The sequence below is a fragment of the Diaphorobacter nitroreducens genome (genome assembly GCF_002214645.1).
GTDB classification, from domain to species: domain Bacteria; phylum Pseudomonadota; class Gammaproteobacteria; order Burkholderiales; family Burkholderiaceae_C; genus Diaphorobacter; species Diaphorobacter nitroreducens.
Genome location: NZ_CP016278.1, coordinates 1,884,050 through 1,909,578, shown reverse-complemented (window position 1 = coordinate 1,909,578; position 25,529 = coordinate 1,884,050). Strand labels below are relative to the sequence as shown.

20 protein-coding genes and 1 pseudogene are annotated in these 25,529 nt (G+C 66.6%); 17 read left to right on the top strand and 4 right to left on the bottom strand.

Annotation, left to right across the window (positions count from 1 at the left end):
* Positions 1-99 precede the first annotated feature (99 nt).
* A complete protein-coding gene (gene fhuF / locus BA022_RS09085; RefSeq protein ID WP_088887286.1) occupies positions 100-855 on the bottom strand; it encodes a siderophore-iron reductase FhuF in 756 nt (251 codons plus the stop codon).
* Between the two features lie 216 nt (positions 856-1,071).
* Between fhuF and BA022_RS09080 the strand changes: the two genes are divergently transcribed.
* The 13 genes and pseudogenes from BA022_RS09080 (at position 1,072) to BA022_RS09025 (ending at position 17,619) form a co-directional block, all read left to right on the top strand.
* On the top strand, positions 1,072-2,733 hold the full coding sequence (locus BA022_RS09080; protein WP_088887285.1) for a cyclic peptide export ABC transporter: 1,662 nt from the start codon (positions 1,072-1,074) through the stop codon (positions 2,731-2,733).
* Positions 2,730-4,094 carry a PepSY-associated TM helix domain-containing protein gene (locus BA022_RS09075; protein WP_088887284.1) on the top strand — a complete coding sequence of 455 codons (1,365 nt, stop codon included), beginning with the start codon at positions 2,730-2,732 and terminating at the stop codon, positions 4,092-4,094. Before BA022_RS09080 ends, BA022_RS09075 begins: the two co-directional genes overlap by 4 nt.
* 112 nt (positions 4,095-4,206) lie before the next feature.
* Entirely contained in the window at positions 4,207-6,378 is a 2,172-nt protein-coding gene (locus tag BA022_RS09070) for a carbohydrate binding family 9 domain-containing protein (RefSeq protein ID WP_228403782.1), read from the top strand.
* Between the two features lie 73 nt (positions 6,379-6,451).
* Complete coding sequence (locus BA022_RS09065) at positions 6,452-6,817, top strand: hypothetical protein (protein WP_088887283.1); 366 nt, start codon at positions 6,452-6,454, stop codon at positions 6,815-6,817.
* A 7-nt stretch (positions 6,818-6,824) separates the two neighbouring features.
* Positions 6,825-7,526: a hypothetical protein gene (locus tag BA022_RS09060; protein ID WP_088887282.1), complete on the top strand. Its 702-nt coding sequence runs from the start codon at positions 6,825-6,827 to the stop codon at positions 7,524-7,526.
* A 146-nt stretch (positions 7,527-7,672) separates the two neighbouring features.
* Positions 7,673-8,191 (top strand): sigma-70 family RNA polymerase sigma factor, encoded by a 519-nt coding sequence (locus BA022_RS09055; RefSeq protein WP_228403779.1) that lies wholly within the window; start codon positions 7,673-7,675, stop codon positions 8,189-8,191.
* 15 nt (positions 8,192-8,206) lie between these two features.
* Positions 8,207-9,217 carry a FecR domain-containing protein gene (locus BA022_RS09050; protein ID WP_228403771.1) on the top strand — a complete coding sequence of 337 codons (1,011 nt, stop codon included), beginning with the start codon at positions 8,207-8,209 and terminating at the stop codon, positions 9,215-9,217.
* Positions 9,218-9,329: 112 nt separating this feature from the next.
* Positions 9,330-11,765, top strand: a complete 2,436-nt coding sequence (locus tag BA022_RS09045) for a TonB-dependent siderophore receptor (RefSeq protein WP_187306049.1) — start codon at positions 9,330-9,332, stop codon at positions 11,763-11,765.
* Positions 11,765-12,106: pseudogene (locus BA022_RS19585) on the top strand (PepSY domain-containing protein); the annotation flags it as partial. The gene BA022_RS09045 and the pseudogene BA022_RS19585, both read left to right, overlap by 1 nt.
* A gap of 65 nt (positions 12,107-12,171) precedes the next feature.
* The gene (locus BA022_RS09040; protein WP_335583085.1) at positions 12,172-13,089 is read left to right on the top strand and encodes a PepSY-associated TM helix domain-containing protein; all 918 of its coding nucleotides are present in this window, start codon (positions 12,172-12,174) and stop codon (positions 13,087-13,089) included.
* 63 nt (positions 13,090-13,152) lie between these two features.
* A complete protein-coding gene (locus BA022_RS09035; protein ID WP_187306048.1) occupies positions 13,153-13,716 on the top strand; it encodes a sigma-70 family RNA polymerase sigma factor in 564 nt (187 codons plus the stop codon).
* Entirely contained in the window at positions 13,695-14,843 is a 1,149-nt protein-coding gene (locus tag BA022_RS09030) for a FecR domain-containing protein (protein WP_088887279.1), read from the top strand. Before BA022_RS09035 ends, BA022_RS09030 begins: the two co-directional genes overlap by 22 nt.
* 367 nt (positions 14,844-15,210) lie before the next feature.
* Positions 15,211-17,619 (top strand): TonB-dependent siderophore receptor, encoded by a 2,409-nt coding sequence (locus tag BA022_RS09025; protein WP_418236217.1) that lies wholly within the window; start codon positions 15,211-15,213, stop codon positions 17,617-17,619.
* A 162-nt stretch (positions 17,620-17,781) separates the two neighbouring features.
* Here the strand turns inward: BA022_RS09025 and BA022_RS09020 are convergent, their stop codons facing one another.
* From BA022_RS09020 to BA022_RS09010, 3 genes are read right to left on the bottom strand one after another with little or no spacing between them, the layout of a single operon-like run.
* Positions 17,782-18,294 (bottom strand): PIN domain-containing protein, encoded by a 513-nt coding sequence (locus tag BA022_RS09020; protein ID WP_088887278.1) that lies wholly within the window; start codon positions 18,292-18,294, stop codon positions 17,782-17,784.
* Positions 18,276-18,620 carry a UPF0175 family protein gene (locus tag BA022_RS09015; RefSeq protein ID WP_088887277.1) on the bottom strand — a complete coding sequence of 115 codons (345 nt, stop codon included), beginning with the start codon at positions 18,618-18,620 and terminating at the stop codon, positions 18,276-18,278. Before BA022_RS09015 ends, BA022_RS09020 begins: the two co-directional genes overlap by 19 nt.
* 22 nt (positions 18,621-18,642) lie before the next feature.
* On the bottom strand, positions 18,643-22,074 hold the full coding sequence (locus BA022_RS09010; RefSeq protein ID WP_088887276.1) for a DEAD/DEAH box helicase: 3,432 nt from the start codon (positions 22,072-22,074) through the stop codon (positions 18,643-18,645).
* A gap of 163 nt (positions 22,075-22,237) precedes the next feature.
* On the opposite strand from BA022_RS09010, the gene BA022_RS09005 reads away from it, so the two are divergent.
* The 4 genes from BA022_RS09005 (at position 22,238) to BA022_RS08990 (ending at position 25,514) form a co-directional block, all read left to right on the top strand.
* Positions 22,238-22,762: a sigma-70 family RNA polymerase sigma factor gene (locus tag BA022_RS09005; RefSeq protein WP_228403769.1), complete on the top strand. Its 525-nt coding sequence runs from the start codon at positions 22,238-22,240 to the stop codon at positions 22,760-22,762.
* Positions 22,759-23,823 (top strand): FecR domain-containing protein, encoded by a 1,065-nt coding sequence (locus BA022_RS09000; protein WP_088887274.1) that lies wholly within the window; start codon positions 22,759-22,761, stop codon positions 23,821-23,823. The genes BA022_RS09005 and BA022_RS09000 overlap by 4 nt, the downstream gene beginning before the upstream one ends.
* Positions 23,824-23,886: 63 nt before the next feature.
* A complete protein-coding gene (locus BA022_RS08995; protein WP_088887273.1) occupies positions 23,887-24,372 on the top strand; it encodes a hypothetical protein in 486 nt (161 codons plus the stop codon).
* Between the two features lie 125 nt (positions 24,373-24,497).
* Entirely contained in the window at positions 24,498-25,514 is a 1,017-nt protein-coding gene (locus BA022_RS08990; RefSeq protein ID WP_187306047.1) for a TonB-dependent siderophore receptor, read from the top strand.
* Positions 25,515-25,529: the final 15 nt, after the last annotated feature.

Genomic DNA, 25,529 nt, shown 5'->3' with positions numbered 1-25,529 from the left:
GGGATTGCTGGCCCATACTCGCTGCGGATGATCGTAGCGGGTTGGACGGCAGTCTGACCAATCTCGACTTGGAGAGCCCGCGCCTATGACATCGCTGGGCTACCCCGTCGCTCGACGATGCTCCGGCGCCAGCGGGCAAGCGCCGCAATAGCTCTGGCCGGGCAACCTGTAGAACAGGCAGCACTGGCGGTGCAGGGTGATCGTGGTGGCAACACCATCTTCGATTCGGACCGAGTTGCGCTGCCGGCCGTACAGGGGGTTGGGGTGGCCGTTTCGACGTATCGGTTTTTGCAGCAACATTTCTCGGTCTGTAGCGACATGCTCGGCATGGCCGGTCAGTTCAAGCGCCTGGTCGAAAATGGCTTCCAGGTAGCGCGCGGTATTGCCCCAGAGGATCTTCGGCGCAAGGCGAGTTTGTCTGCTGATGGCCTTGAAGAGCGGTTCGAGGTGCTTTTCAAGGAGAGCGTCGTAGCGGGCGCCCGTTGGGCTGCCGGGCATGGGGTGGCCTTCGTGGATGATGTGAAAGCGGATGGGGGCGCCGACATCGTTCAGGCTCACCGCAACATCGCCCGCGTGCATCGGAAAGCTGTGTTGCAGCACGCTCGCCGCGGCGGCGACCGGCGGCAGCAGGGCCCACAGGTAGTCCAGACTCCACGCCGATGCAGCGGCGCGCAGGTCATTGCCTGTAACGCCTAGATGGGTCGCATACCGTCGAAGGATGTGGCCGAGGAGGACGTCATCGTTCGACAGTTGAACGATGGAAATTGCTCCGGTAGGCCATTGGGGGGCGCAGGCCAGCGTCTCACCATAGTCCGCCCATTCGCCCTGAAACAAGGGGGCGAGCAGGGGAATCATCGACGCTCCCTTGGCGCACGGCTGTTCGTCTGATGGCAGGGAGTGGGTTGGAGAATGTCCTGAAGCGGGTGTCTCATGTACCCATGACGTTCTGGACGGGCGGATGTTCACCTAAACAAATGGGCGAGTTGCTCGTCTTGGTGTTGGTGGCTCCAGAACCCGTGGTCAAGCGAGCTGTGTCCGCCTCCCATCCATTTCTTCTCAAGGTGAACCGGTTTGCTTAGCTATCTGATTCAACAGTCGCGCAAGCTGCTGATTGCCGCGGCGCTGGCCAGTGTGACCAGCGGTGTTTGCAGCGTGCTGCTCCTCACACAGATCAACGCGGCTTTGACGGCGACGTCTACGGCGGAGCGCGTGATGCTGGCGTGGCGTTTTGCGGCCTTCGCGGTGGCAGCGATGTTGAGCCAAATGGTGGCATCGGTGCTGTTCGAGCGTTTGAACCAGCGTGCCCATGCCGATCTGCGGCGTTTCATTTCCGCGCGGGTGATCGCAGCGGACTTTCGCCGGCTGGAGGAAATTGGCGGCCCGAAGGTGCAATCGGCCTTGTCGGAGCACAGCACGCAGGTGGCCGAATTCTTCGTGAGTTTCCCGACGATCCTGGTGAACGCCATCATTGTGTCGGGATGCCTGACCTACATGGCCTGGCTCTCCTGGCAGGTGTTTCTGGCGGCCGTGCTGGTCATTGGGCTGGGTTCGCTGGGCTATCACCTTGCGCACCTGCGGGCGATTCGGCATCTGGACGTGGCCTCCAAGGAGCAGGATCGCTTGTTCGATCACTTTCGCTCGCTGGTGGAGGGGGCCAAGGAGTTGCGCCTGCATGCCGCCAAGCGCCGGCGCTTTTCCGATGACGTGCTGGGCGGCTCGATCGAGACCGTGCGGCGCGAACGCGCGTTCGGCATGTCGGTGTTTCTTGTGTCCTCCGCATGGGGCAACTTCCTGATCTACGGTTTCATCGGGCTGGTGCTGTTCGTGCTGGTGGGGGACGTACCCGAGCGGGGGCGCATCATGACCGGCTTCGCGCTGGTTTTTGTGTACATGGTCGCGCCCCTGGAAAACCTGCTGCTGGCCTTGCCTCGCGCCAATCTGGCGAAGGTGTCCGGCGCCCGCATCGACGAGATCACGCAGCAGCTCGAACACACCGAAAGCGATGAGGTGTCAGGGCCTGCGCCGCGCTTAGTAGGGCTGGTACTGCAAGGCATCAGCCATCGCTACTACCACGAAGGCGTGGACGACCTGTTCACCCTAGGGCCAGTCGATCTGGCCTTTTCTCCCGGGCAGATCACTTACCTGGTGGGGGGCAACGGCAGCGGCAAGACCTCGCTGGCCAAGCTGCTGGTGGGCCTGTACCGGCCAGAGCAGGGCGCCATCCTGATCAACGGCGAGCCGGTCGGCGATGCCAACCGCGACCGCTATCGCCAGACCTTCTCGGCAATCTTTTCGGATTTCCATCTGTTCGAGCACATGCTCGATGCCGCATCGGCCGAACTGGATGCGCAGGGCAACGCGCTGCTGGAGAAGCTCCATCTGCAACACAAAGTGCAGGTGTGCGACGGCGCCTTCACGACGCGGGCCTTGTCCCAGGGGCAGCGCAAGCGGCTGGCCTTGGTGGTCGCCTACCTGGAGGATCGACCCTTCCTGGTGTTCGATGAATGGGCCGCCGATCAGGACCCGGTGTTCAAGGAAGTGTTCTACCGGGAACTGCTGCCCGAGCTGAAGGCCAAGGGCAAGGCGGTGTTGGTGATCTCGCATGATGACCGCTACTTCCATCTGGCCGATCGTCTGATTCGCATGGAGAACGGCCAAGTCATCGCGATCGAGACGCCTACCGACCACACATCGCTGAAATCGCCGTCCGCCAATCTGACCGCCGTGTCATGACGCTTGGGCGGAATGGCGTCGCCCGCCGGCGCTGGGGGATCGATCGCCCTTTGCTCGTGCTGGTGCACCGCTGGGTGGGGCTGGTCATGGCCGGCTTTCTGCTGGTTGCCGGCCTGACCGGGGCGCTGCTGGCCTGGAATGACGAGCTGGAGGCAGCCGTCAGCCCGCAGTTGTTTCGCGTGACGCCACCAGCGCCCGATGCCGCACCGGTGGATGCGCTGGTATTGCGCGAGCGGGTGCAGACGGCTTATCCGCGGGCGCTGGTGGCGTATGCGCCGCTGACTTTCGAGCCGGGGCATGCGCAGGTGCTGCGTTTGTTCGCTCTGCCGGATCCGGCCACGGGCGTCGAGCCCGAACTGCTCAATGACCAGGTCTTCGTGGATCCGTATACCGGCCGCATCCTCGGCGAGCGAAAGCGAGGTGATCTGTCCCAGGGGCTGAAGAATCTGATGCCCTTCATCTACCGGCTGCACTACCAGCTCGCGCTCGGGGTGGTGGGCAGTTACGCCTTTGGCGTCATCGCGCTGCTGTGGACACTGGATTGTTTCGTCGGCGCGTACCTGACCTTTCCGGCGCCGGTGCGCAAAGGCCCCAAGCCGAACTCCGCGGCGAAGCCCGGCGGCAAGCCCTGGGCGGCACGCTGGTGGCCTTCGTGGAAGGTGCGCTGGGGCGGTGGCAGCTACAAGCTGAATTTCGACCTGCACCGCGCCGGCGGCCTGTGGGTGTGGGCGATGCTCTTCGTGCTGGCCTGGAGCAGCGTGGCTTTCAATCTCACTGAGGTGTACGACCCGGTGATGAAGGCCGTTTTCGCACACCAGCCTGACGGCGGCGCACTGAAACCGTTGCCCGCTCCGAAGATCGATCCCGCTATCGGTTGGTACGAGGCGCGTGAATTGGGGCGCCAGCGGATGGCCGAGCAGGCCAGGGCGCAGGGCTTCACGATCGTGCGCGAGGATGCGCTGATGCACGACCCGCGCAGCGGCGTGTATCACTACAGCGTGATCAGCAGCCGTGACGTCAGCCACCGCTGGGGTGGCACCAGCTTGGTCTTCGATGCCGACACAGGGGATTCCAAGGGCCTATGGCTGCCGACCGGCGTGGCCAGTGGCGACACGATCCGAACCTGGCTGACCAGCCTGCACATGGCGGCGGTGGGCGGCGTGGTGGCAGGCCTGCCGATGAAGCTGTTCATCTGCGCCATGGGGCTGGTGGTGGCCATGTTGTCGGTCACCGGCGTGGTCATTTGGTGGAAGAAGCGCCAGGGCCGTGTGCGACTGGCCGCGCGGGATCTCGCGGTCGATCGGCCTACCGGCGGTACAGGGGCGCCCATGAAGGCGGTCTCACAGGACAGGGCTGCGTGACCCCATGGGCAGACAATTCAGCAGCACGTGTAGCCCGAGCGGCCTTCGAAGCCATGCGCCACTGAGCGGATGGAGGTCGGACCTGACCTGCCGGGCAGCGGCGCTTGCCGCTGTGCTGGCCGCCTCTTCGGCGATGGCCGCGCAGGATTCTGTTCCTCCAGCACCGGCAATCCTGGCCGCTGCCGTGCGCCTGCCTGCAACGGTACCCGCTGGCGACACGGTGCTATCGCTGGCTGATGCGGCACCGATCGCCGGTTTTGTCCAGGTGGCACCGATGGCGGGGTCGGCGCCCAGTCGCCGTACCGAGTTGCGCATGGCCCACGATGGCAAGGCTTTGCACATCCAGGTGCATGCCTACGATCCCGAACCAGCGGCCATCGTCGCGCAGCAAATGCGTCGGGACGTGGAGGGCATGCTCACGGAAGATCAGGTGACGCTGGTGTTCGATCCCGATGGCGACGGCCGCAACGGCTACCTCTTCGCCGTCAACGCCAACGGGGCCCAGTTCGACGCGCTGATCTTCGATGGCGGGCAGATGCGCTTTGATTGGGACGCGCTGTGGCGCAGCGAGGCGCGCGTCGAGGCCGACGGCTGGCACGCCGACATCACGATCCCGCTGTCGGTGTTCGGGCGCGGGCGACCCATCGGTGGCGATGAAGTGCGCACCTGGCGCATCAATGCGGAGCGCTGGATGCCGCGGGGCAGCGAGCGCGTGCGGCTGGCCGGCATCCAGCCCGACAAGGAGGTGTATTCCTTGGGCGATGCGCTGCCGATGCCGGCCATTGCTGCCGACCACGACGGCTGGGGGCTGCGCCTGAAGACCTCGCTGCGCGCCACCAGCGAGTCGGCTGCCGCCTCGGGCACCGGCCGCGCGCGGCAGCGTCTGGAACCCGGCCTGGAGGTGTTTCACGAGAGCCCTTCGGGGTTGCGCACCACGGCCGCGCTGAACATCGACTTCGGCGAGGCCGAGGCTGACGAACGCACCGTCAACCTCACGCGTTTCGAGCTCTTCCGCCCCGAGAAACGCGAGTTCTTCCTGCAGGACGCGGGACGCTTCACCTTCGGCGGTCTGGTGGAGAGTGCGGTCATTCCGTACTACTCGCGCCGGGTCGGGCTGGATGCGACCGGGCGCGGGCGCAGCCTGGATGCCGGCCTGAAGTTCTCGGGCCAGCTCGCTGGCACTGACTTCGGCCTTTTTGGCGCGCGCGTGGCGGGCGGGCCGACCGCGCCGGGCGAACCCGATCAGCGCGCCGCCGATGTGGCGGTGCTGCGTGTCGCCCGCCCGCTGGGCAGCCGCAGCCGCATCGGCCTGATGGCCACCCGTGGCAATCCCGAAGGCACCTCGGGCAGCAGCCTGTGGGGTGTGGACTACCAGTTCCGGGACACCAACTGGGCGCCACCGGTCGGTGAGGGTGGCAAGACCCTGGAGACCCATGCCTGGATGCTGGAATCGACCAATGCTGGATTGGGTAGCGGGCGTTCATGGGGCGCCAGCGTGAAGTATCCCAACGTGGGTATCACCGGCAATGCCGAAGTGCAGCACATCGATGCGCGCTTCAATCCCGCCCTCGGCTATCTGGCCGAAGCGGGCGTAACGCGGGGGCAGGGCGAGTTGGGCTGGTGGCATCGCACGCGTGGCGGCGAGAACATTATCCCGGGCGTCGACTGGAACTTCCGTCGCAAGCAGGACGACAGCGAACATTCATGGCTGCTCAACCCGGAGATTGGGTACACCAATGCGGCCGGTGATACGGCGATGGTCGAGATGTTCTTCGAAGGGGACCGCCTGGCGTCCACCTACACCCCGGTGCCGGGTGTCACCGTACAACCGGGCAGCTATGGCTGGCACTACTTGTTCGGGTATGTCGAGACCTCCCCGTCCCGACCGGTTTCCGCGCATGCGGAGTTCCGCAGCGGCGGGTATTACGACGGACATCGCGACGACCAAGTCTTGCAATTGGCCTGGAAACCCAGCCCGCACTGGGGTTGGCGGGCCGGTCTTGCCAGGAATGCGATCCGCCTGTCCTCGGGGAGCTTCACTGTCCGTACGGCTAGTTTGCGACTTGATCACACCCCCAATACCCGTTTGGCGCAGAGCCTGCTGCTGCAGTGGGACAACGTGTCGAACGAGTTGGGCGTCAGCGCGCGCTTGCGCTGGCTGCTGGCGCCCGACCGGGAAGTCATCTTTTCGCTTGATCGCCTGGGCTACACGGGGGCGCAGCGCGATCTGCTGCCCAACCAGACGCGGGCCATGCTCAAGCTGGTATGGAATTTCGAGCCTTGAAGGGGATGACCATGGAGGCACCGCTGCTTGGCCTCATCGTGGCGCCGATCAATTTTGCGGGGGCTGCCGGACGGTGAGATGGCTCTCCTTCACCAAACGATGGCGGCTGCTCTGGGCGGGGCAGTGGATCGACGTCGAGAACCACTGGCAGTACCTGAGCCTGTGGCCGCCAGCCCTGCATGTCCGCAGCCGGTTGTGCTGCGATGGCCGGCCACTCGACCTCTTCGAGGTGACCTTGAATGGGGAGCCGCCACCGGGGCATGTCGTGCTGCGCGGGTTCGCCCATGACGGCGGTGGAAGGGAGGTGCTCGTACGTGCGGTCATCGGGCCCAAGAACTGGTTTCAGGTGGGATGCCGGATCTACGTCGACGGCTGCTTGGCCGGCGGCGACACCCGGGCCATGCTGTTTGATGCGGTGACCCGCCAACCTCTCGATTGATGCGGCCATGATCGAACTTATCGGAGAACTTCTGGCGAGCTTCAGCGGCGACTTGGCGGCGCTCAGCAGCAAGCGCGGAAGGGGCTTCGTGGCGCGGGCGTGGTCGGCGCTGGTCATGGCCGGTTTGTGCGTCGTCGGGTTGCTGCTGCTCGTGGTGGCAGTTCTCATTGAGCCGCAGCCGCTCGAAGCATCGCTTGAGACCTTGGCGACCAATCCCTTTGTTTGGGCCTCCCTGCTGGGGTGCTTGGGCGCTGCCGGCATTGCTTTTCATGAGTATCTGCGGTCGAGCACCGCCGCGAACGTGCCGACTACCAAAGAGGAACCCGGTGTGGAAGTCGCCGGGCCACCCATGCCGCGTGCGACAGGCCGTAGGTGCTGTGTCCGTACTGACCGCGCTGGGCCGCTGCGTGCTGTGGTACTGGCTCAAGGCGAGCGGTGGTGTCTTCTCGATCGATCGGGTGCTTGCTGCGCGGTATCCGATCAGAACGTCGGGCTGGTGTTCGACGCCGCCTTGCACGGCCGCCGCGCCTGCCACATCCTGATGCGCGATCAGGCGCATCCGGCAGTGGACTTCGACCGGATGCTGTCCGGCGTCGGTTCGTCCCTCTTGGTGTTCCGCTTCAACGACGACAGCCGCATCATGGTCCTCAATCCGGATGAGGCGCTGTGCTCGGCCGCCGATCTGGAGGAGGCGAACTGGTACTGCTGACCATCGTTCTTCGCAGCCGGTGCCGCCAAGCACGGAGCAGACTGGCGCGTCGGCATTGCCTGATTCGGGTCGCTCCGGATAAAATGAGAATAGTTCTTATTAATATCGGGCGCCACCGCCCGTCAACACCTCGCATCGGACATCCCGTGTCGGCCACCGAGCACGCGCTTGCGCAGCAGATCCACAGCCTCTACAGCGACCATCACGGTTGGCTGCACGGCTGGCTGCGCAAAAAGCTGGGCTGCGCCCACCACGCCGCCGATCTTGCCCACGACACTTTTGTGCGGCTGCTGGTGCGCCCGCGCGAACTGGACAGCGAGCGCAACCCGCGCGCCTATCTCTCCACCATCGCTCACGGCCTGGTGGTGGATCATTGGCGCCGCCAGGCCATCGAACAGGCTTGGCTGGAGACGCTGGCGGTGCAGCCCGAGCCCTGCGCCCCCTCTGCCGAGCATTGCGCCATCGTCGTGGAAACGCTCGCGCGACTGGCCGCCCTGCTGGACAGCCTGCCCGACAAGCCGCGCCGCGCCTTCATCCTGGCCCAGTTGCACGGTTCCACCTATGCCGAAGTCGGCGCCGTGATCGGCGTGTCCGAACGCATGGTGAAGAAGTACATGGCCCAGGCAATGCTTCATTGCCTGACTGCCCATCCCGATTTCACCTGATTCAGGTTCCACCCCTTGCACGGCACTCACGACGCTGCTCATCTGGAGACCTTGCGCCAAGCCGCCGAATGGTTTGCCGTGCTCGGCAGCGGCGATGCGGACCTGGAGATGCATCGCCGCTGGCAAGCCTGGGTCGAAGCGAGCACCGAGCATCGTCGCGCCTGGCAGCAGGTGGAAGCCATCAGTGGGCAGTTCGCGCTGCCGGCGAAGGAGCGCCCCGCGGCCGCGGCGGCGCTGGATGCCGCCTTCGATGCAACCCGGCATGCCTTGCATCGAAGGCGGGCACTCAAGACCTTGGCGCTGCTGGGCATGTCCGCCAGCGTCGGCTGGGCGGCGTGGACCAGTCCGCAGTACCGCTCGCTGCTGGTCGCCGCCGCGAGAGGCTTCGGTGCCGATTACCGCACCGGCACCGGCGAAACCGCCGAGTTCCCGCTGCCCGACGGCGGCCGCTTGTGGCTCGACACCGCCAGCGCGGCCGATGCCGAATACGGCCCCGCGCTGCGCCGTATCGCGCTGCATCGCGGGCGAGTGCTGGTGGATAGTGCGCCCGACACCATCTCGCCTGCACGGCCGCTGGTCGTGGATACCGCTGAAGGCCGCCTGCGCGCCTTGGGTACCCGCTTCGCCGTACGTCAGCTCGATGACGCCACGGAAATCGCGGTGTTCGCCGGCCGGGTCGAGGTGCACCCTGCGCAAGCCGAGGCCGGCACCCACATCGTCGCAGCTGGCCAGCAGTTGCGTTTCACGTCCGGCACCATCGGTGCGCCGCAAGCAGCCGACGCCGCTCGCGAAGCCTGGACCCGCGGTGTGCTGCTGGCCGACAACCTTCCTCTGGCGCAGGTCGTGGCCGAGATTGCCTGCTACCGGCGTGGCCTCCTGCAGTGCGACCCCGCTGTGGCCGATCTGCGCGTGGCCGGCGGCTACCCGCTGCTCGACTCGGACCGGGCCCTCGCCATGCTCGAAGCGGCCCTGCCGGTGCGAGCGCGGCGCAGGCTGCCGGGGTGGACGGTGGTCGAGTTGCGCTGAGCGCCGCGAGGAGGCCGCCCATACGGGGATTTTTCGTTTTCGGGTTCCCCTTTTCCTGTCTCGTTCGGAATGGAGAAAGAAATCCTCCATCCAACCTGCACGAGATTCTTTCATGCCCCAACGCACGCCCGCTTCCAACTCAAGGAACCAACCCTCGCGTTTCGTCCGTACGCCGCTTGCTCTTGCGCTGCGGCTTGCCCTCATTGGGCTGCCCGCGAGCCTGATGATTGCCGCGCCCGCCCATGCCGCCGAGGGCGTCCTTGCCTATGACATTCCCGCCGGACCTCTCAACAAGGTCATCCACCGTTTCGTATCCCAGTCGGGCGTGTTTGTCGCTGCCGACGGCGCTTTCACCGAAGGCAAGACCAGCCCCGGCCTGCAGGGCCGCCATGCGCCCGCCGAGGCGCTGGTGTTTCTGCTCGCCGGCACCGGGCTTGAAGGGGTACGGCAGGCGGACGGCAGCTACACCCTCAGAAGGGCAATGGTGCCGCCCTTGAAGCCGCGGGCCGGTTCCGCCGGCGAGGCCGTGCTTCCCACAGTGACCGTCAAAGCCGGCGCGCACAACGACTCCGCCACCGGGCCTCTGGCTGGCTATGTGGCCCGCCGCAGCCTGGGCGCCACCAAATCCGATCTGCCGCTGGCCGAAACCCCGCGTGCGGTATCCGTCGTCACCGAAGACCAGATGCGTGACCGCAAGGTGCTGACGGTGGAGGACGCCGTGGCCTACACCGCCGGCGTGCAGGTGGCCGCCGCCGGCGATGACCCGCGCTTCGACCTGATCAAGGTGCGTGGCTTCGACGTAACCACCGACGCCGACTACCGAGACGGCCTGCGCCAGCCCAACACGGGCTGGCTTTCGTACTTCCACACCGAACCCTATGCGCTGGAACGTTTGGAAATTGTGAAAGGTCCAGACTCCGTGACCTACGGCCAGATCAGCCCCGGTGGCCTGATCAACCGCGTCAGCAAGCGCCCCAGCCGCGAGGCCGTGCGCGAGATCGAGGTGCAAGGGGGAACCAACGACCACCGCCAGGCCCAGTTCGACTTGGGCGGCGAACTGGCTCCGGGCAGTGACTGGCAGTACCGTCTGGTGGGTCTGGCGCGCAAGGCCAACACCGGCACCATCGGCGTCAACGACGACAGCCTGTACATCGCGCCGGCACTCACCTGGTCGCCGTCCGCGCGCACCCAGGTCACCGTCCTGTCGCACTGGAACCGCTACGAAACCTCAGGCTCGCCCAAGCCCTTTCAGATGCCCGATGGCACGCTCAGCCAGTTTTGGGGCGGTGATGTGGACTTCGACGGACTGAAGCAGCGCCAATGGGCCCTGGGCTACGAAGCCCGGCACCAGCTGACTGACGCCTGGACGGTGCGCCAGAACCTGCGCTACGCCCGCGTCAACACCGACAACCAGTATCTGGAAGGCACGCTTGATGCCGACGGAGTGACCCTCCTGCGCGACAGCTACGGCGTCTATGAACAGATGAAGTCCCTGACCGTTGACACGGCGCTGGAAGGTAAGCTGACCACTGGGGCCCTGCGCCATACCCTGACCCTGGGCCTGGACCATGCCCGCCTGAACGGCGACGTGCGCTACCTCTACGGCAGCGCGCCCTCCATCAGCATGGCGGCACCGGACTATCACCAGACGGTCACGCGCCCCGACAACCTACTGGTGGCACAGGGCATCAAAGGCACCCAGACCGGCCTGTACCTGCACGACCAGATGGCGGTGGACCAGTGGCGCCTGTCCGCCGGCCTGCGCCGCGACACCGCCCGCCAGCACCAGACCGACCTCGACACCGCTGTCCGCACCAGCCAGACCGATCACGCCACCACCGGCAGCCTGGGCGTGCTCTACCGCCATGAGAGCGGCTGGTCGCCCTATGCCAGCGTGGCCACGTCCTTCATCCCCCAATTCGGCCGCAACCTGGTCGGCGAGACTTTCAAGCCGACCGAGGGCAAGCAGGTGGAGATGGGCGTGAAATACCAGCCCGACGGCAGCCGTGTCAGCCACACGGTGAGCGTCTACAACCTCGTGCAGCAGAATGTGAAGACCCGCGACCCGGCCAACGAGGCCAACTACGTGCAGACCGGCGAAGTGCGCTCGCGTGGCTTGGAGCTGGAGTCCAACCTCAGCCTGCTGCGCGGCCTGAACCTGACGGCCAGCTACACCTATAGCGACGTCAAGATCACCCGCAACAACGATGGACATGAAGGCAAACGACCGGTGTCCACGCCCAAGCACATGGCGGCCTTGTGGGTGCACCAACGTTTCGGCAGTGGCGTGCTGCAAGGCTTTGATGTGGGCCTGGGGACACGCTGGATCGGCGAATCCTACTCAGATGGTGAGAACACCCAGCGCAACGAGGGCTACGCCATCGTCGATGCTCGCATCGGCTACGACCTGCGGGCGTTGCTGCCGGGTGCCACGCTGGGCCTCAATGCCACCAACCTGAGCGACAAGCGCTACCTCATGTGCGAGGACAGCTACTGCTACCGTGGGCGCGGTCGCACGGTTGTGGCCAGCTTTGGCTACCGCTGGTGATGCGAGGGCCGATAAAGCGGGCGCCATTGGGCTTCCGACCCGTTCTTGTGCTGTTGCACCGCTGGGTCGGGCTGGGCATGGCGGCCTTTCTGTTCATCTCAGGGCTCACCGGGGCCGTGATCTCTTGGGATCATGAGCTCGACGAATGGCTCAATCCACACCTGACCCGGGCGCGAGCCGAAGGGCCGCCCCTGGCGCCGCTGGCCTTGGCGCGTGCTGTAGAGGCCCGTTACCCGCAGGTGCAGGTCACTTACGTGCCACTGGCTGTTGAGCCGGGGCACGCGCTGGCCCTTTTTGTCGAGCCGCGGGTCAACGCCGCCACCGGACAACTCCACCAGCCGGGGTTCAACCAAGTTTTCCTGGACCCCGCCTCGGGGCAGGAGCTGGGCCGGCGGGAGTGGGGGCCGTGTGGCCGCTCAGCCAAGAGAACTTCGTTTCCTTTCTCTACGTGCTGCACTACAGCCTGCATCTGCCGGCCTGGGGCGGCATCGATCGCTGGGGCGTCTGGCTCATGGGCGTGGTGGCCCTGTTGTGGACGGTGGATTGCTTCACCGGGCTGTACTTGACGCTGCCGCCAAGCCGCACGGGGCGCCGCGGGCCGGCTGCACCGGGCACCGGCGAGGCCTCGTGGTGGCGCCGTTGGGCACCGGCCTGGAAGTTGCGCTGGCGCGCGGGCGGTCACAAGTTCAACTTTGACCTGCACCGCGCCTGCAGCCTGTGGGCCTGGGTGCTGCTGCTGGTGGTGGCTTTCACGGCGTTTTCGTTGAACCTATACCGGGAGGTCTTCTTCCCGGTGATGTCTTTGGTGTCCAACGTCACGCCCACCCCCACGGACCAGCGCACGCCTGCGCCGCAGGAGCAGCCCATCGCGGCGGGCATGTCGATGGACACCATCCTTGCGCTGGCGCGTCAGGAGGCCAGCCGGCGCAACTGGCCTGAACCCGCTGGGGCCATCGGCTACGACCGCACTATCGGACTCTACAGCGTGCAGTTCTTCCAACCCGCTGATGAACACGGAGCGGGTGGTGTCGGCCACCGGGAACTGTATCTGGACGGGCAGGATGGGCGCTTGCTGGGGCAACGCGAGCCGTGGCGGGGCACGGCAGCCGATCTGTTCGTTCAGGCCCAGTTCCCGGTGCATTCCGGCCGTATCCTGGGCTTGCCGGGGCGGGTGCTGATCTCGCTGCTGGGGCTGGTGGTGGCGATGCTGTCGGTGACCGGGGTGCTCATCTGGTGGCGCAAGCGGGGGGCGCGCAGCCGCCGTTTGACGCCCGCGCGCGCCATGCCGCGCGAGATGTCGAAGCCGCACGCCAGATTTGACTGAATTGGACGCGGCCGGTTACAATGCGAACAATTCCCATTCGCGCAACCCTTGTTCGCGTCTCCGATGCCGGGCTCCCGATTCGGCCCCGGCGCGATCGTGCCCTTCGTGTCCATCGCCGAATCCGTCCTCCAGCAGCAAGTGCATGCCCTCTACAGCAACCATCACGGGTGGCTGCAGGGCTGGCTGCGCAAGAAGCTGGGCGATGCGCACCACGCGGCCGGCTTGGCGCAAGACACCTTCGTGCGCATCCTGCTGGCCTGCCGCAAGCAGGAATTGGCGCTGGAGGGTTTGCGCGAGCCTCGGGCTTACCTCACCACCGTGGCCTCTCGGGTGCTGCTCAACCACTACCGGCGCCTCTCGCTGGAGCAGGCCTGGGCGACAGCCGTGGCCGCCATGCCCGAGCCCTGCGCGCCGTCGCCTGAAGAGCGCCTCATCATCCTGCAGACCCTGCACGAGATCGACGCCATCCTCGACGGCCTGCCGCCCAAGGCGCGCACCGCCTTCCTGCTGTCGCAGCTTGAAGGGCTGACCTACGCCCAGATTGCGGAACACCTGGGTGTGGCTGTGCGCACCGTCAAGCGCTACATGGCGCAGGCGTTTGAAGAATGCCTGATGCAGATGGCCTGATGCCGCCGGCCGGCACTGCCGCTGCCGACGACCCGCGCCCGCTGCCCCGTGCCGTGGCCCGCGAGGCTGCCCGGTGGCTGGCCTGCCTGCACTCCGGCGAGGCCACCGAGGCTGACCGCCAGGCCTGCGCCGAGTGGCGCGCCGCCGACCCGGAGCACGACCGCGCCTGGCGGCGCGCCGAGCGGCTCAACCTGAAACTGGGTCTGCTGCCACCCGCGGCCGGCCTCGAGACGCTGGGCCGCGCAGACCGCGGCGCACCGCCCCCCGATCGCCGAGCCGCCCTCAAGACCTTGGCCGTGCTGCTGACCGCCACTCCCGCCGGCTACCTGGCCTGGCGAGGCTGGGATGTCTGGGCACCGGGCTGGATGGCCGAGCACCAGACCGCCACCGGCGAACGCCGCGAGCTCACCCTGGCCGACGGCACGCGCATCCGGCTCGACACCGCCACCGCCATCGATGTCGTCTTCAGCGATGCCGAGCGCCTCGTCGTCCTGCACCGGGGCGAAATCCTCGTCGATACCGGGCCGGACGCATGGCGCCCCCAGGTTTCGAAGTCCCCTGAGGGGGCAGCCGTTCCCTTGCGGCGGGCCGACGGCGACCTGGCCGCCCGTGCACAGCACCGTCCCTTCATCGTCCAGACCCGCCACGGTCGCCTGCGCGCGCTGGGCACCCGCTTCGTGGTACGGCACCTGGAGGCGGGGCAGGGCGGGGCGCCCGGTGCCGGCGAGGCCACCCGCGTGGCGGTGAAGGAAGGCGCGGTGGAAATCGTGCCCGCAGCGTTGCAGCGGGCGCTTGGCGCCACCCCCACCGTCATCCGGGCGGGTCAGCAGGCTCGCTTCGACGCCACCTCCGTGGGCCCCATTGAGCCGGCCGATCCGCAGGCCGGCGCCTGGTCGCAGGGCGTGCTCTTTGCGCGCAACCAGCGCCTGGCCGACTTTGCCGTCGAACTGGGCCGCTACCGCCGCGGCCTGCTGCGCTGCGCCCCCGAGGTGGCCAACCTGCGCATCACCGGCGCCTTTCAGCTCCACAACACCGACGCCGTGCTGGCCGCGCTGCCCGACACCCTGCCCGTCAGCGTGGTCTACCGCACGCGCTGGTGGGTGAGCATCGTGGCGCCGCAGCCGTAGCGCCCCAGCGCGCTTCGACGAAGGTCTGGTCGGGCAAGTCCTCAGCTTCGACGCAGATACAGCCGATTCTCGCCCCGGCCCTTCTGTCCCCCATCGCGCCCGTGTCCCCTTTCGCAAGGTCGCGTGTCATTGCACCAGAAGCCCACCGTCACCCGGCGCTGGAGCAAATGACACCCACCCATCGAAAGGACGACATCCTATGGCCACCCCATCCAAGGCACACCCATCGCAAGCTGCACTGCACCCGAGCGTGAGGCGTCGGCGCGCCGTCACCGCGCCCAAGCTTGCAGGCGGCGGTGCCCATGAGCACGGGCTGCGCGCGTCGCCCACCGCCGTGACCCAGGGGGTGCGGCAGGCACTGCTGCTGATGGCCCTGGCGGCCGGCGCGGGCTGGTTGCCCGGCGCGGTGCCGCTGGCCATGGCAGCTGACGTCGCCCCGGGCGGAGCCGATTCGGCAGTGAAGTCGTACGCCGTGCCGGCAGGGCCGTTGGGTGAGGCGCTGGCCAGCTTTGCCGCCAGCGCGGGCGTGACCGTGCAGCTTGACGCCCGGCTCGTGGAGGGCCGGCGCACCCAGGGCCTGAGCGGCAACTACGGCGTGCGCGAAGGTTTCGCCCGGCTGCTGTCCGGCAGTGGGCTGGAAGCCGTGGAACGCAGCCCCGGCACCTGGGTGCTGCACCAAGCGGCCAGCCCGGCGCCGTCGGCGACGCCGGTGACGAAGGGACAGACCGAGCAGGTTCTGCCGGTGGTGACGGTGAAGGCGGGTGCGGAGCGGGAAAACGCGACGGGGCCGGTGCAGGGCTACGTCGCCAAGCGCAGCGCGATTGGGACGAAGACGGATACGCCGATCATCGAAACGCCGCAGTCGATTTCGGTGGTCGGCGCCGAGGAAATCGAGACACTCAAAGCGCAGAGTCTCATGGATGCACTGGGATACACCGCTGGCGTGGCCAACTACGCCGGCCCAATGCTCACCGCCGAACTGTTCTTCCTGCGAGGTTTTCAGGCCGGCGCGCCAAACGGCAGCCTGTATCGCGACGGCAGCAAATTTCAGGTCAACATGTACAACGGCAAGATTGAGCCGTATGGCCTTGAGCGTATCGAGGTGCTCAAGGGCGCCTCATCCGTTCTCTACGGATTGGCAGGCCCAGGCGGAATCATCAACGCGGTCAGCAAGCGTCCGGCATCGATTCCTCTTCGCGAACTGAACGTTGAACTTGGCAGCTTCAATCGCAAACAGGTTTCTGGCGATTTCGGCGGGGCGTTGACTGAGGATGGGACGTGGTCGTATCGCCTGACGGCGCTTCATCGGGACAGCGATACCTTCGTCGACCACGTTCCAGACAATCGGACCTTCATCGCCCCAGCCTTGAAGTGGCAACCCAGCGCGGCAACATCGCTCACGTTCCTCGCGGAGTACCAACGCGACAAGAGCTTGGAGGTTCAAGCCCTCCCAGCGCAGGGAACGGTTCTGCCGAATCCGAACGGTCGAATCTTGCGATCCCGCTTCTTCGGCGAACCAGGCTACGACAAGTACGACAACGATCGCTGGTCTCTCGGGTATCTGTTCGAGCACGCATTCAGTGACCAGGTTCGATTGCGCCACAGCAGCCGATACCTGGATTCGCGCAACGATCACCCTGGTATTCGCAGCGCTGGACTGGCTGCAGACCAAAGGACCCTGGAGCGCTTTGCAGTTGACCGTGATGACAGGTCGAGCGCCCTGACTTCGGATACGTCGCTGGAAGTCAAGGCGAACACGGGTGAGGTGTCCCACACCATGCTGTTCGGGCTGGACTTCACCCGGCAACGCCACCAGATGGCGTTTGCACGGCGCGAGGTGGGGTCCATCGACCTGTATTCGCCCGCCTACGGAAGTGCGCTCAGCGACAGCGAGCCCCTGGATGATTGGTCTCTGAAGGGTTCCTATCGTCGCGTTGGGGTGTATGCCCAAGACCAGATGAAGCTGGCCGACAACTGGGTGATGTTGGTTGGCGGGCGACAGGATTGGGTTCGGGGGGCAGAGTCGCCGCTGAACGTGGAGGCATGGTCCACTCAGAAGGACAAGGCATTTACTGGAAGACTGGGCCTCGTCTACCTCCATGGAAGCGGCCTGGCTCCCTTCATCGGGGGCAGCCAGTCGTTCGAACCTGAACTCGGCCAAGATCGAAATGGCGGCACCTTCAAGCCCACACGTGGCAAGCAGTGGGAAGCAGGGGTGCGCTATCAGCCCCCGGGTACCGAGACGCTGCTGTCCGCCGCCATCTACGAGTTGACAAAGACCAACGTCACGGTTGATGACCCGGTCAATTCAGATTTCTCTGCGCAACTCGGGGAGGTGCGCTCCCGTGGCCTGGAACTCGAAGCGAAGACACGGGTGGGACGCAACGGCAACTTGATCGCCGCATACGCCTACACAGACGCGCGCACGACAAAGAGCAGCCCGCTCTACCCCGAGCAGGAAGGCAAGCGCAGTGGGGGCGTGCCCCGCAACCAGTTCTCTCTGTGGGGCGACTACAGCTTCGGGGCGTTCAGGCTTCCTGGACTGAAGGCCGGCGCAGGGGTTCGCTACGTCGATTCGACCCGCGGTGTATGGCTGGATGCCGACGTACCAAGCTTCACACTGATTGACGCGATGGTCAGCTACAGCACTGGTCCGTGGAGGCTTGCATTGAATGTAGCGAACCTGACCGACAAGACCTATGTGGCGTCTTGCACCTGGGGATGTTTCTACGGAGAGCCACGCAAGGTGACGATGACAGCGACGTATCGCTGGTGAGCCCGGCTGCTTGCTTTGGAAAGTAGGCTGCTCCAGCACATTCACCGCAAGCCCGTGCCCGGCGGCGGCCGGCCGGGCATCGTTGGGCCATGGCACCCGGCAGCCATGCTGCGGGGCATAGGCGAGAGGCAGGGCGTTCAAGCCCTCCGCTCTTCGGCAACCTTACAACTCTCCCACCCGCCTCAACACCGTGGCGATCACATCCGGCGCGATGCGGAAATCCGTGGCGTGCAGCCGGGAGAACACATCACGGGCCGAAACGATGATGCCGCGTGATTTGGCCATGCCGATCACCGCGGCCGTGCCGGCCACGCGCAGGCCGTGTTCCAAGGCGATTTGTCGCCCGGCCCGTTCGTCCATGAGCAGCAGCGCGGGTATGGCGGGGCCGGCTTCCCGCTCCCGATGGGCCAGCGCGACGCGGATGCAGGCGGCCTCGCCCTCGTCGAGATCGGGCAACTCGGGCAGGGTTGGGGCTGACTCCGTGAGACGCAGCCAACCGGCCGACTCGGCGAGGGCGATGACGGATTCGCCGGGCAGGCCCTGCCCGGTGAGTACCTCGGCGCGGACCTGAGCCGGCCACCAGACCGACCCGAACAGCGCCTGCAACCATGGCAGCCCGTCGACACGGGCGAGCCCAATCAAGGGGCTGGCGTCGGTCAGGACGAGGCCAGCCATTCGTCGAGCGTGTCCATGTCACGGGCCGTTTCCTGTGCGTCCAGCCGGATGACCGGAATGCCCAGGCGCGAGACGTGCTCGACGAAACGGGCTACCGGCATCTGCGCCAGCCGGGCGGCCCGCACCAGCGAGAGCTGCCCATCGCGGAACAGCGCAGTGGCCAGGGCGGGCCGCACGCCCGCCGCCTCCAGCACGCCGGCCGCCTCGATGCCGACCATCAGCGCGTCGGGCCGGTCGCGGTTCATGACCACCACCACGTCATTGCGCGCCATGCGCAGGGCTTCGCTCGGGTTGTTCTTCAGGCTGCTGACATTCACCGTTTCCATGCCCACCTCTCATGGGAATGTTTCATGGGAAGAATGGTAGCACGGTAATGCCGGCAGGCGGCATCGGGATGTCGTGGCTGAGTGCGCCGCTGCGTCTCGGCAGCGCCTCACGCAGCTCATTGAAGAACGCCAGCCCACCCCATTGCTCCGCATCGCCGATGACGTAGAGCCGGTGTTTGGCACGGGTGACGGCCACGTTGAGCAGGTTGGGCTTGCCGGCGGCCCAGGCGCGTGCGCGGGCACCGCCCTGGCCCGGTGCGGTGCCCAGCACCAGGAAGACGATCTCGGCCTCCTTGCCCTGGAAGGTGTGCACCGTGCCGCATTCGATGCCTGCGAGCCGTTCTTTCTTCAAGCGCTGCTCGCAGGCGCCGCGCAGCTTGCGGAACGGGGTGATGACGTAGACCTTGGCCGGGCTGCCATCGGGGAGCACACGAGCGGGCTGGCGCTTGAGTCGGTGCAGGCAGTCGGCCAGCACGTCCAGTTCGTCCTCGACCACCGGGTGGCGATGGCGGGTGGTCGGCACCTGCCACCAAGTGCTGTCGCCCAGCACGCAGTCGAAGTCCACAGGGCTGGGCCGCCCTTGGGCGTCCACCCGGCCTTGCACCATCTGGTTGGCGTAGGCGATGCGGTTGGCCACGCCGAACATGGGGTCGTCGCAGCGGCGGTGGGTGCGCAGCGGCATGCCCGTCCAGATGGGCTGGATGTCGTCCAGCGCAGCTTGCGAGGCAATGGTGGCAGCAGGCCGGACCCATGAGCCGTAGGGCGTGCGGCGGTCGGCCAGGGTCTGCACCGATTCGGTGTTGGGCGACCACAGGGCGGCCACGTCGTGGCGTCGGCGCAGTTCTTCCACCAGCCCCAGGGGCACGGTGAACACCGGCTCGATCTGCAGGGGGTCGCCGATGAGCAAGGCGCGCCGGCTGCGCCAGAGGGCGCCGGCGGCGGACTGGGGCGTGGCCTGGCCGGCTTCGTCCACCAGCAGCCAGCCCAGGCTGTCTTGCCCCATACCGGCGAACAGCCGGTCGAACGAGGCCAGCGTGGTCGAGACCACGGGTACCACGAAGAAGAAGGCATCCCACAGCATCGGGCGCTGGTCGAGCGGGAGTGCATCGCCCAGTTTGCCGGTCAGCATGCCGACGGCCGCGCGCAGGTTGCCGATGAATTTGCCGGCGTTGGCCAGCACCGTCAGTCGATGCAGTTCCATGGCCTGCAGGAAGATGTGGGCGCGCAGGGTGTCCAAGGTCGGGCTCACGGCCACCGAGGCGCGGTGCCGTTCGTCGGCGGGCAGGGCCCACAGCGCGTCGTCGGGGAAGTGGCGGGCGCCAGTGTCTCGGCCGGCCTGGATGGCGTCGTGCAATTCCCGATGCTCGCGCTGGAGCTTGGCCAGCTCAATTTGTTGCCGGCGCTGTTGTTCGTGTTGTTGGTCCTGCAGCACTTCGATCTGCCTGGCTTCACGGGCCAGAGCGGCCAGGATCTCGGCGGCCTCGGCCGCCTGGCGTTGGGGCTGGGCCAGCGCTTCGCGCAGCGCGGCCATGCGGGCCGTTTCGCGGCCGAAGAGGGCGACGAGGCGGTCCCACAGATTGGGCTGCGTGGCCGCCTGCAGCTCGGTCACCGAGGCCCGGCGGGCCTGGGTGAGGGTGCGCTGAATGTCCAGGGCCCGTCGGCGCAAAGCCAGGTCCTGCTGGGTGCTGGCGATGGCGTTGCCCAGTTCCTGCAGATTCGTTTGCTGGGCGCTCAGGTGCCGGCGGCAATCACCCATGCGCTGGGAGGCCTGCTCAGCGCGCAGCAGCGTCTGGCGCACGGCGTCGACCTCGGCCAGCAGTTGCTGGAAGCGCTGCTTGGCGGTGAGCCATTCGGCTTGGTAGCGCGACGGTTCGCGGGAGGCGTCCTCGAGCACTTGCTTGATGGTCGGCGGCAAGGTCTGAGGCGCCATACCGGCGTCGGGCTCGCCATCATCGGCTTGGGCTTGGGTCTCCGCAGCGGCCGCGGCAGCGCCGGCCGATGCGGGCGCCTTGCGGAACTCGTCTCGGAAGAAACCCTGCGCAAAAGTGCGCCGGTTGCCCGTGTTGCCCAGGGCGGCGGCCATCAGTCCCCAGGTGGCGACGGGCTGGCCGTCTTCGTCCAGCACCTTCTGCGAGGCGAAGACCTCGCGTGCCACCTCGCCGAAATAGTCCGCCGCACCGTATTCCTCGGACACCTTCTTGCGTGCGGGCAGCTCCTGCGTGATGTTCTTGACCGCATTGTTGTTGCTGCTGGCCACGACGATGCTGCTGCCTGCCATCACGGCCGGCTTGAGCGGGAAGAAGTTCTTGCCGGCCACCTGCACTGTTTCGGCAAACAGATCGGCCGGGCAGCGCATGGCAGCAATGCGGCGCGCCCGCTTGGTGACGATCTCGGCGATCACGTCGCACAGCAGCGTGGTCTTGCCCGTGCCCGGGGGGCCGTTGATGCCCAGTGCGCCGCCGGCGCCATCGTGCCCGAGCTGCTGAATGGCCTGGGCCACGGCCGCCTGCTGCGCCAGCACCAGCGGGAATTTGGCCGGTGCGGGCCAGCGTGCGCTGGGCAGGCGTGCGGCGCTCACCAACTCGCCCATGGCCGCGTTCTGCTGCAGGATGTCGGTGCGCTCGGCCTGTGCCAGTGGCGTGCCCAGGTAGGTCTGAAGTGCAGGGCCGAACGGCTTGTTCTTGCGGGCTTGCTGGATCAGCCGGTCCAGATCGTCCAGGTAGAACGAGTTCAGGTGGTCGATGGCGGCGTTCTCCTTGTCTTCAAGCTTGCTGCGCGGAATGCGCTCAACACGCACCACCACGCGCCAGTCCAATTCCGCGGCCTGCGCACCATCACCCAGCAGGGCCTGAGTGATGCGCAGTTCATCGTCGAGACGGGGCCAGCCGAAAATCGGCGAAGGGCCAGAGCCCTGCGACGGCGTGGCCTGCAAGGCTGGGTCCTTGCCGGTGGAGGGCTCGGTCATCTCGTGGCAGCGCTCGGCAAACTCGGCTTTCGCGCGGGCCAGCCGGGCGTTGAGATTCTTCAGCGGTTCGCCACTGCGCAGCGCCTGCACACCGTGGGCCACGCTGGCGGGCAAGTAGCTGTCGGGCTTGGGGCGACCGGTCTCGTCGAGGATGAATGCGGCCAGCCAGCCCCGGCCGGAGACGCGCTGGCGCTCGCGTTCGCTCACATCCTGGTTGGGGAACACGGCCTGCAGCAGCAGGCGGGTCAGGTCTTCGGTATCGGCCGCGCCCACGTGAACGACGTGCCGGTAGGTGAATTGCGGCGTGGGAGCGAAGCGCCTGTCTTGCCAGGGCAAGTCGTCTTTTCGGCGCAGTGTGAATACCTCGGCCTGCGAGGTGTTGTCCTTGTCGCTGGGTGCGACCGGGATGTTGAACACCTCGACGTCGCGCCAGAAGCTCAAGATGGCGATCTGCTCGTCGCGGGGGCAGGTGAGGGGGGATGAAGACAAGCTGACTCCCAGGGATGTTGTTGTTTGGGCCCGGTGGCGTTTTTTGCGCTTCGGTTCCGGACCGGATAGCTGTCAATTAGACCGCGGCGATACAATGCGAACAAGTCTTATTCACAAGCGTAGCACCGCATTCAATCGCATCCGGATTCGACCCGAGAAGCCCGTGTCCGCCACCGCGCCAGCCCAGCAGCACATTCAAGCCCTGTACAGCGACCACCACGGTTGGCTGCATGGCTGGCTGCGCAAGAAGTTGGGCTGCACGCACCAGGCGGCCGACTTGGCGCAGGACGTGTTCGTGCGCGTCCTCGTCCGTCGCGTGGCCAATCCCGCTGCGGCTTTGCATATCGAGGAGCCGCGGGCCTATCTCTCGACCATTGCCCGCGGCCTGGTCATCGACCACTGGCGCCGCTGCGAACTGGAGCGGGCCTGGCTGGAAACCCTGGCCGCCTTGCCCGAGGCCGAAGCCCCCAGCCCCGAGCAGCAGCTGACGATCCTGGAAACCCTCGTTGCCCTTGACCGCGCCCTGGATGCGCTGCCTGCCGCCGTGCGGCAGGCATTCCTGTGGGCGCAGCTGGAGGGACTGACCTGCCCGCAGATCGCACAACGTCTGGGGGTCTCGCTGGCCACCGCCGAGCGTTACGTCGCCAAGGGCCTGCGCCGTTGCTACGAGCTGCGCTTCGGGTCATGAGTGAAGACGCAGCTTTCTCGATCCACGGCGATCCGCGGGATAGCACTGAACCGGCAGAGCCCCCCGAGTGCCTGCCCGATGACGTCATCGATGCCGCCATAGCGTGGTCCGTCAAGCTCAACCACAACCCGGCGAGTGAGGCAGCGCAGCGCGCCTTCGAGCACTGGCTTGGTGCCGACCCTCTGCACGCGCGGGCCTGGGCGCGTATCGGTGTTCTGCGGGGCGATCTGGCCCGGTTGCCCCAACGCTTGGCGCTGGAGACTTTGCAGGCCACCGACGCACAGCGCCAATCGAACACCCGGGGGCGGCGTCGGGCGCTCAAGCTGCTGTCCGTCTCAGGCCTGGCATTGAGCCTGGGTTGGACCCTGCGCGAGAATTCCCCCTGGCAGCGGCTAGTGGCTGACGCTTTCACCGCCGTGGGCGAGCAAAAGACGCTGCACCTGCCCGACGGCACCGTGCTCGTGCTCAACACCGACAGCGCCGTGAACACCGACCTGGGTGGCGAGAGCCGCCTCATCGTCCTGCGTCGCGGCGAGATCATGGTGACGACCGGCTCCGACACCGCCTCCGGCTCAAAGGCCAAGCGGCCCTTCTGGGTCATCACCCCCTTCGGCCGCCTGCAAGCGCTGGGCACGCGTTTCGTGGTGCGCCTGGGCGCGGACCACGCCCGCATCAGCGTACAGGAAGGAGCGGTCGAGCTTCATCCGGTGCGCCCGGCCGAGCCCGGTGCGGTGCCGGCCGTTGTGCGCGCTGGCGAAAGCCGTTGGCTCACCGACACCGCCAGCCTGCCGGCAGCTGCCCAAGACTTTGATGCCGAAGCCTGGGCCGACGGCGTCGTCTCCGGGCGCGACATGCGCCTGGGCGACCTGGTGGCCGAGTTGGGCCGCTACCGGAGCGGCCACATCGTTTGTGACGAACGTGTGGCCGACCTGCGCGTCTCCGGCGTCTTCCACGTGCGCGACACCGACCAGGCGTTGCGCTTCCTCGTACAGACCCAGCCCGTCAACATCACCTACCGCACCCGTTGGTGGGTCAGCGTCGTGCCCAAAGTCGTGCCGTGACGCTGCACCGTGACGCCACCAAGGCCGTACTCGCAGCCTCGCCGGGCTGCTGGAGACCCGCACATGACGATCGACCTCAAGATGGCCAACCACACCAACCGCGAGCTGGAACTGATGCTGGAGGGGCGCAAGCCGCTGGCCGTGTTCTGTGACGAGGTCAGTGTGCTGCCCAACGAACACATCATCCCTGAAGCACGCTTCGCTCCGCACGTGGCCTCGGGGATGATGGTGCGCGAGCAAATCACGCTGGAGGGTCCCTACCACCCTGGGTTGGGGCGGCATACACAAGAGGTGTACGTGCTGTTCGCTCTGGCACATGAGGCCTGGCGCATTCGGGCCTTCGTGCTCATCAAGCGTGTCCGTGCGCGGACCGGCGAATACAACGAGACCCTGGAGCGCATCGAAAGCGAACTGCTGGGCTACACCCAGGCGGAGATCGACGCGTGGTGCGCGAACTGCTTCTCGGGCTGCGCTCCTCGGCTGCGGGGGCGGGGGCCAGTCGCCGGTGCTCCGTCAAGCCAAGAGCCGCGCGACTCCCCTTTGCCGTGACCGCAAGCGACAGGGGTTGAGGGGATTTCGTTTCTCGTCCGGCCTACCTGATGAACACGCTTCACTGCGCCGGTGCCGATCCGGGCCGCCGTGGGGCTTCCATCAGCCTAGCCGGAGAGAACCCGATGAATTTGTTCTGCGCACCACGCGCCATCCCCACCCTGCAACACCCGAGCCGCGCCGCCTGCCAACCTGCCCAGGCAGGCATCCCGCAACTGCATTCGCTGCAGCGCACGCGGCTGGCGGCTTCCTTGCACGCGGTTGTGCTTTCCCTGTCCGTCGGTGCTGCGGCGCCGGTGGCCGCGCAGGTGCAGGCGCAGCAGCAGGCTGCGACAGGGCAGGGCGCCGAGGTCAGGCGCTTCGACGTGCCGGCCGGCCCCCTGGACGCGGCGCTTGGCCGCTTCGCGCGGGCGGCAGGCGTGAATCTGAGCTACGAGGCAGCCGCCTTGGCAGGCGTCGCCAGCAAGGGACTGAGGGGCGACTTCACCGTATGGGCGGGGCTGAGCGCGCTGCTGGTCGGCAGCGGGCTGGAGGCGGTGGCGCAGCCGGGCGGAGGGTACGTGCTGCGCAAAGGCGCCGCACCTGCGGTGAGTGCAACGAAGGCCGTGAGCGCGGCGACGGAAGCCGTGTTGCCGGTGGTGACGGTGAAAGCCGGGGCTGAGCGGGAGTCGGCAACCGGGCCTGTGGCGGGGTACGTGGCCAAGCGCAGCGCGACGGCGACGAAAACAGATACGCCAATTGTGGAGACGCCGCAGTCGGTTACCGTTGTGACCGCCGAGGAGATAGAGACTCGTAAGGCAAAGGATGTGCTTGAAGCATTCAGCTACGCTGCTGGCGTATTTGCCAACACAGCATCTGGCAACAGGGTCAACGATGATCTCCGACTACGAGGTTTCGATGCGGGATATACGACTTTCCGCGATGGCATGAAATACAACGGCAATGCCTATTTCGATGGGCAACAGGAGCTATACGGCCTGGAGCGCGTCGAACTGCTGCGTGGCGCCGCGTCGGTTTTGTACGGAACGGCAGAACCCGGGGGGCTACTGAACACAGTTAGCAAGCGGCCACGGCCAGAGCCTCTGCACGAAATCAACCTGGAGGGCACTTCTAGAAACCTCTCTCATCCGGAAGGCGCCTGAGACGGCATGATGGAG

What these genes read in the sequence shown, in the direction of transcription:
- fhuF (WP_088887286.1), bottom strand. Translation starts at nt 855, where the DNA reads ATGATTCCCCTGCTCGCCCCCTTGTTTCAGGGCGAATGGGCGGACTAT.
- BA022_RS09075 (WP_088887284.1), top strand. Translation starts at nt 2,730, where the DNA reads ATGACGCTTGGGCGGAATGGCGTCGCCCGCCGGCGCTGGGGGATCGAT.
- BA022_RS09060 (WP_088887282.1), top strand. Translation starts at nt 6,825, where the DNA reads ATGATCGAACTTATCGGAGAACTTCTGGCGAGCTTCAGCGGCGACTTG.
- BA022_RS09045 (WP_187306049.1), top strand. Translation starts at nt 9,330, where the DNA reads ATGCCCCAACGCACGCCCGCTTCCAACTCAAGGAACCAACCCTCGCGT.
- BA022_RS09035 (WP_187306048.1), top strand. Translation starts at nt 13,153, where the DNA reads ATGCCGGGCTCCCGATTCGGCCCCGGCGCGATCGTGCCCTTCGTGTCC.
- BA022_RS09030 (WP_088887279.1), top strand. Translation starts at nt 13,695, where the DNA reads ATGCCTGATGCAGATGGCCTGATGCCGCCGGCCGGCACTGCCGCTGCC.
- BA022_RS09025 (WP_418236217.1), top strand. Translation starts at nt 15,211, where the DNA reads ATGGCCCTGGCGGCCGGCGCGGGCTGGTTGCCCGGCGCGGTGCCGCTG.
- BA022_RS09020 (WP_088887278.1), bottom strand. Translation starts at nt 18,294, where the DNA reads ATGGCTGGCCTCGTCCTGACCGACGCCAGCCCCTTGATTGGGCTCGCC.
- BA022_RS09015 (WP_088887277.1), bottom strand. Translation starts at nt 18,620, where the DNA reads ATGGAAACGGTGAATGTCAGCAGCCTGAAGAACAACCCGAGCGAAGCC.
- BA022_RS09000 (WP_088887274.1), top strand. Translation starts at nt 22,759, where the DNA reads ATGAGTGAAGACGCAGCTTTCTCGATCCACGGCGATCCGCGGGATAGC.
- BA022_RS08995 (WP_088887273.1), top strand. Translation starts at nt 23,887, where the DNA reads ATGACGATCGACCTCAAGATGGCCAACCACACCAACCGCGAGCTGGAA.
- BA022_RS08990 (WP_187306047.1), top strand. Translation starts at nt 24,498, where the DNA reads ATGAATTTGTTCTGCGCACCACGCGCCATCCCCACCCTGCAACACCCG.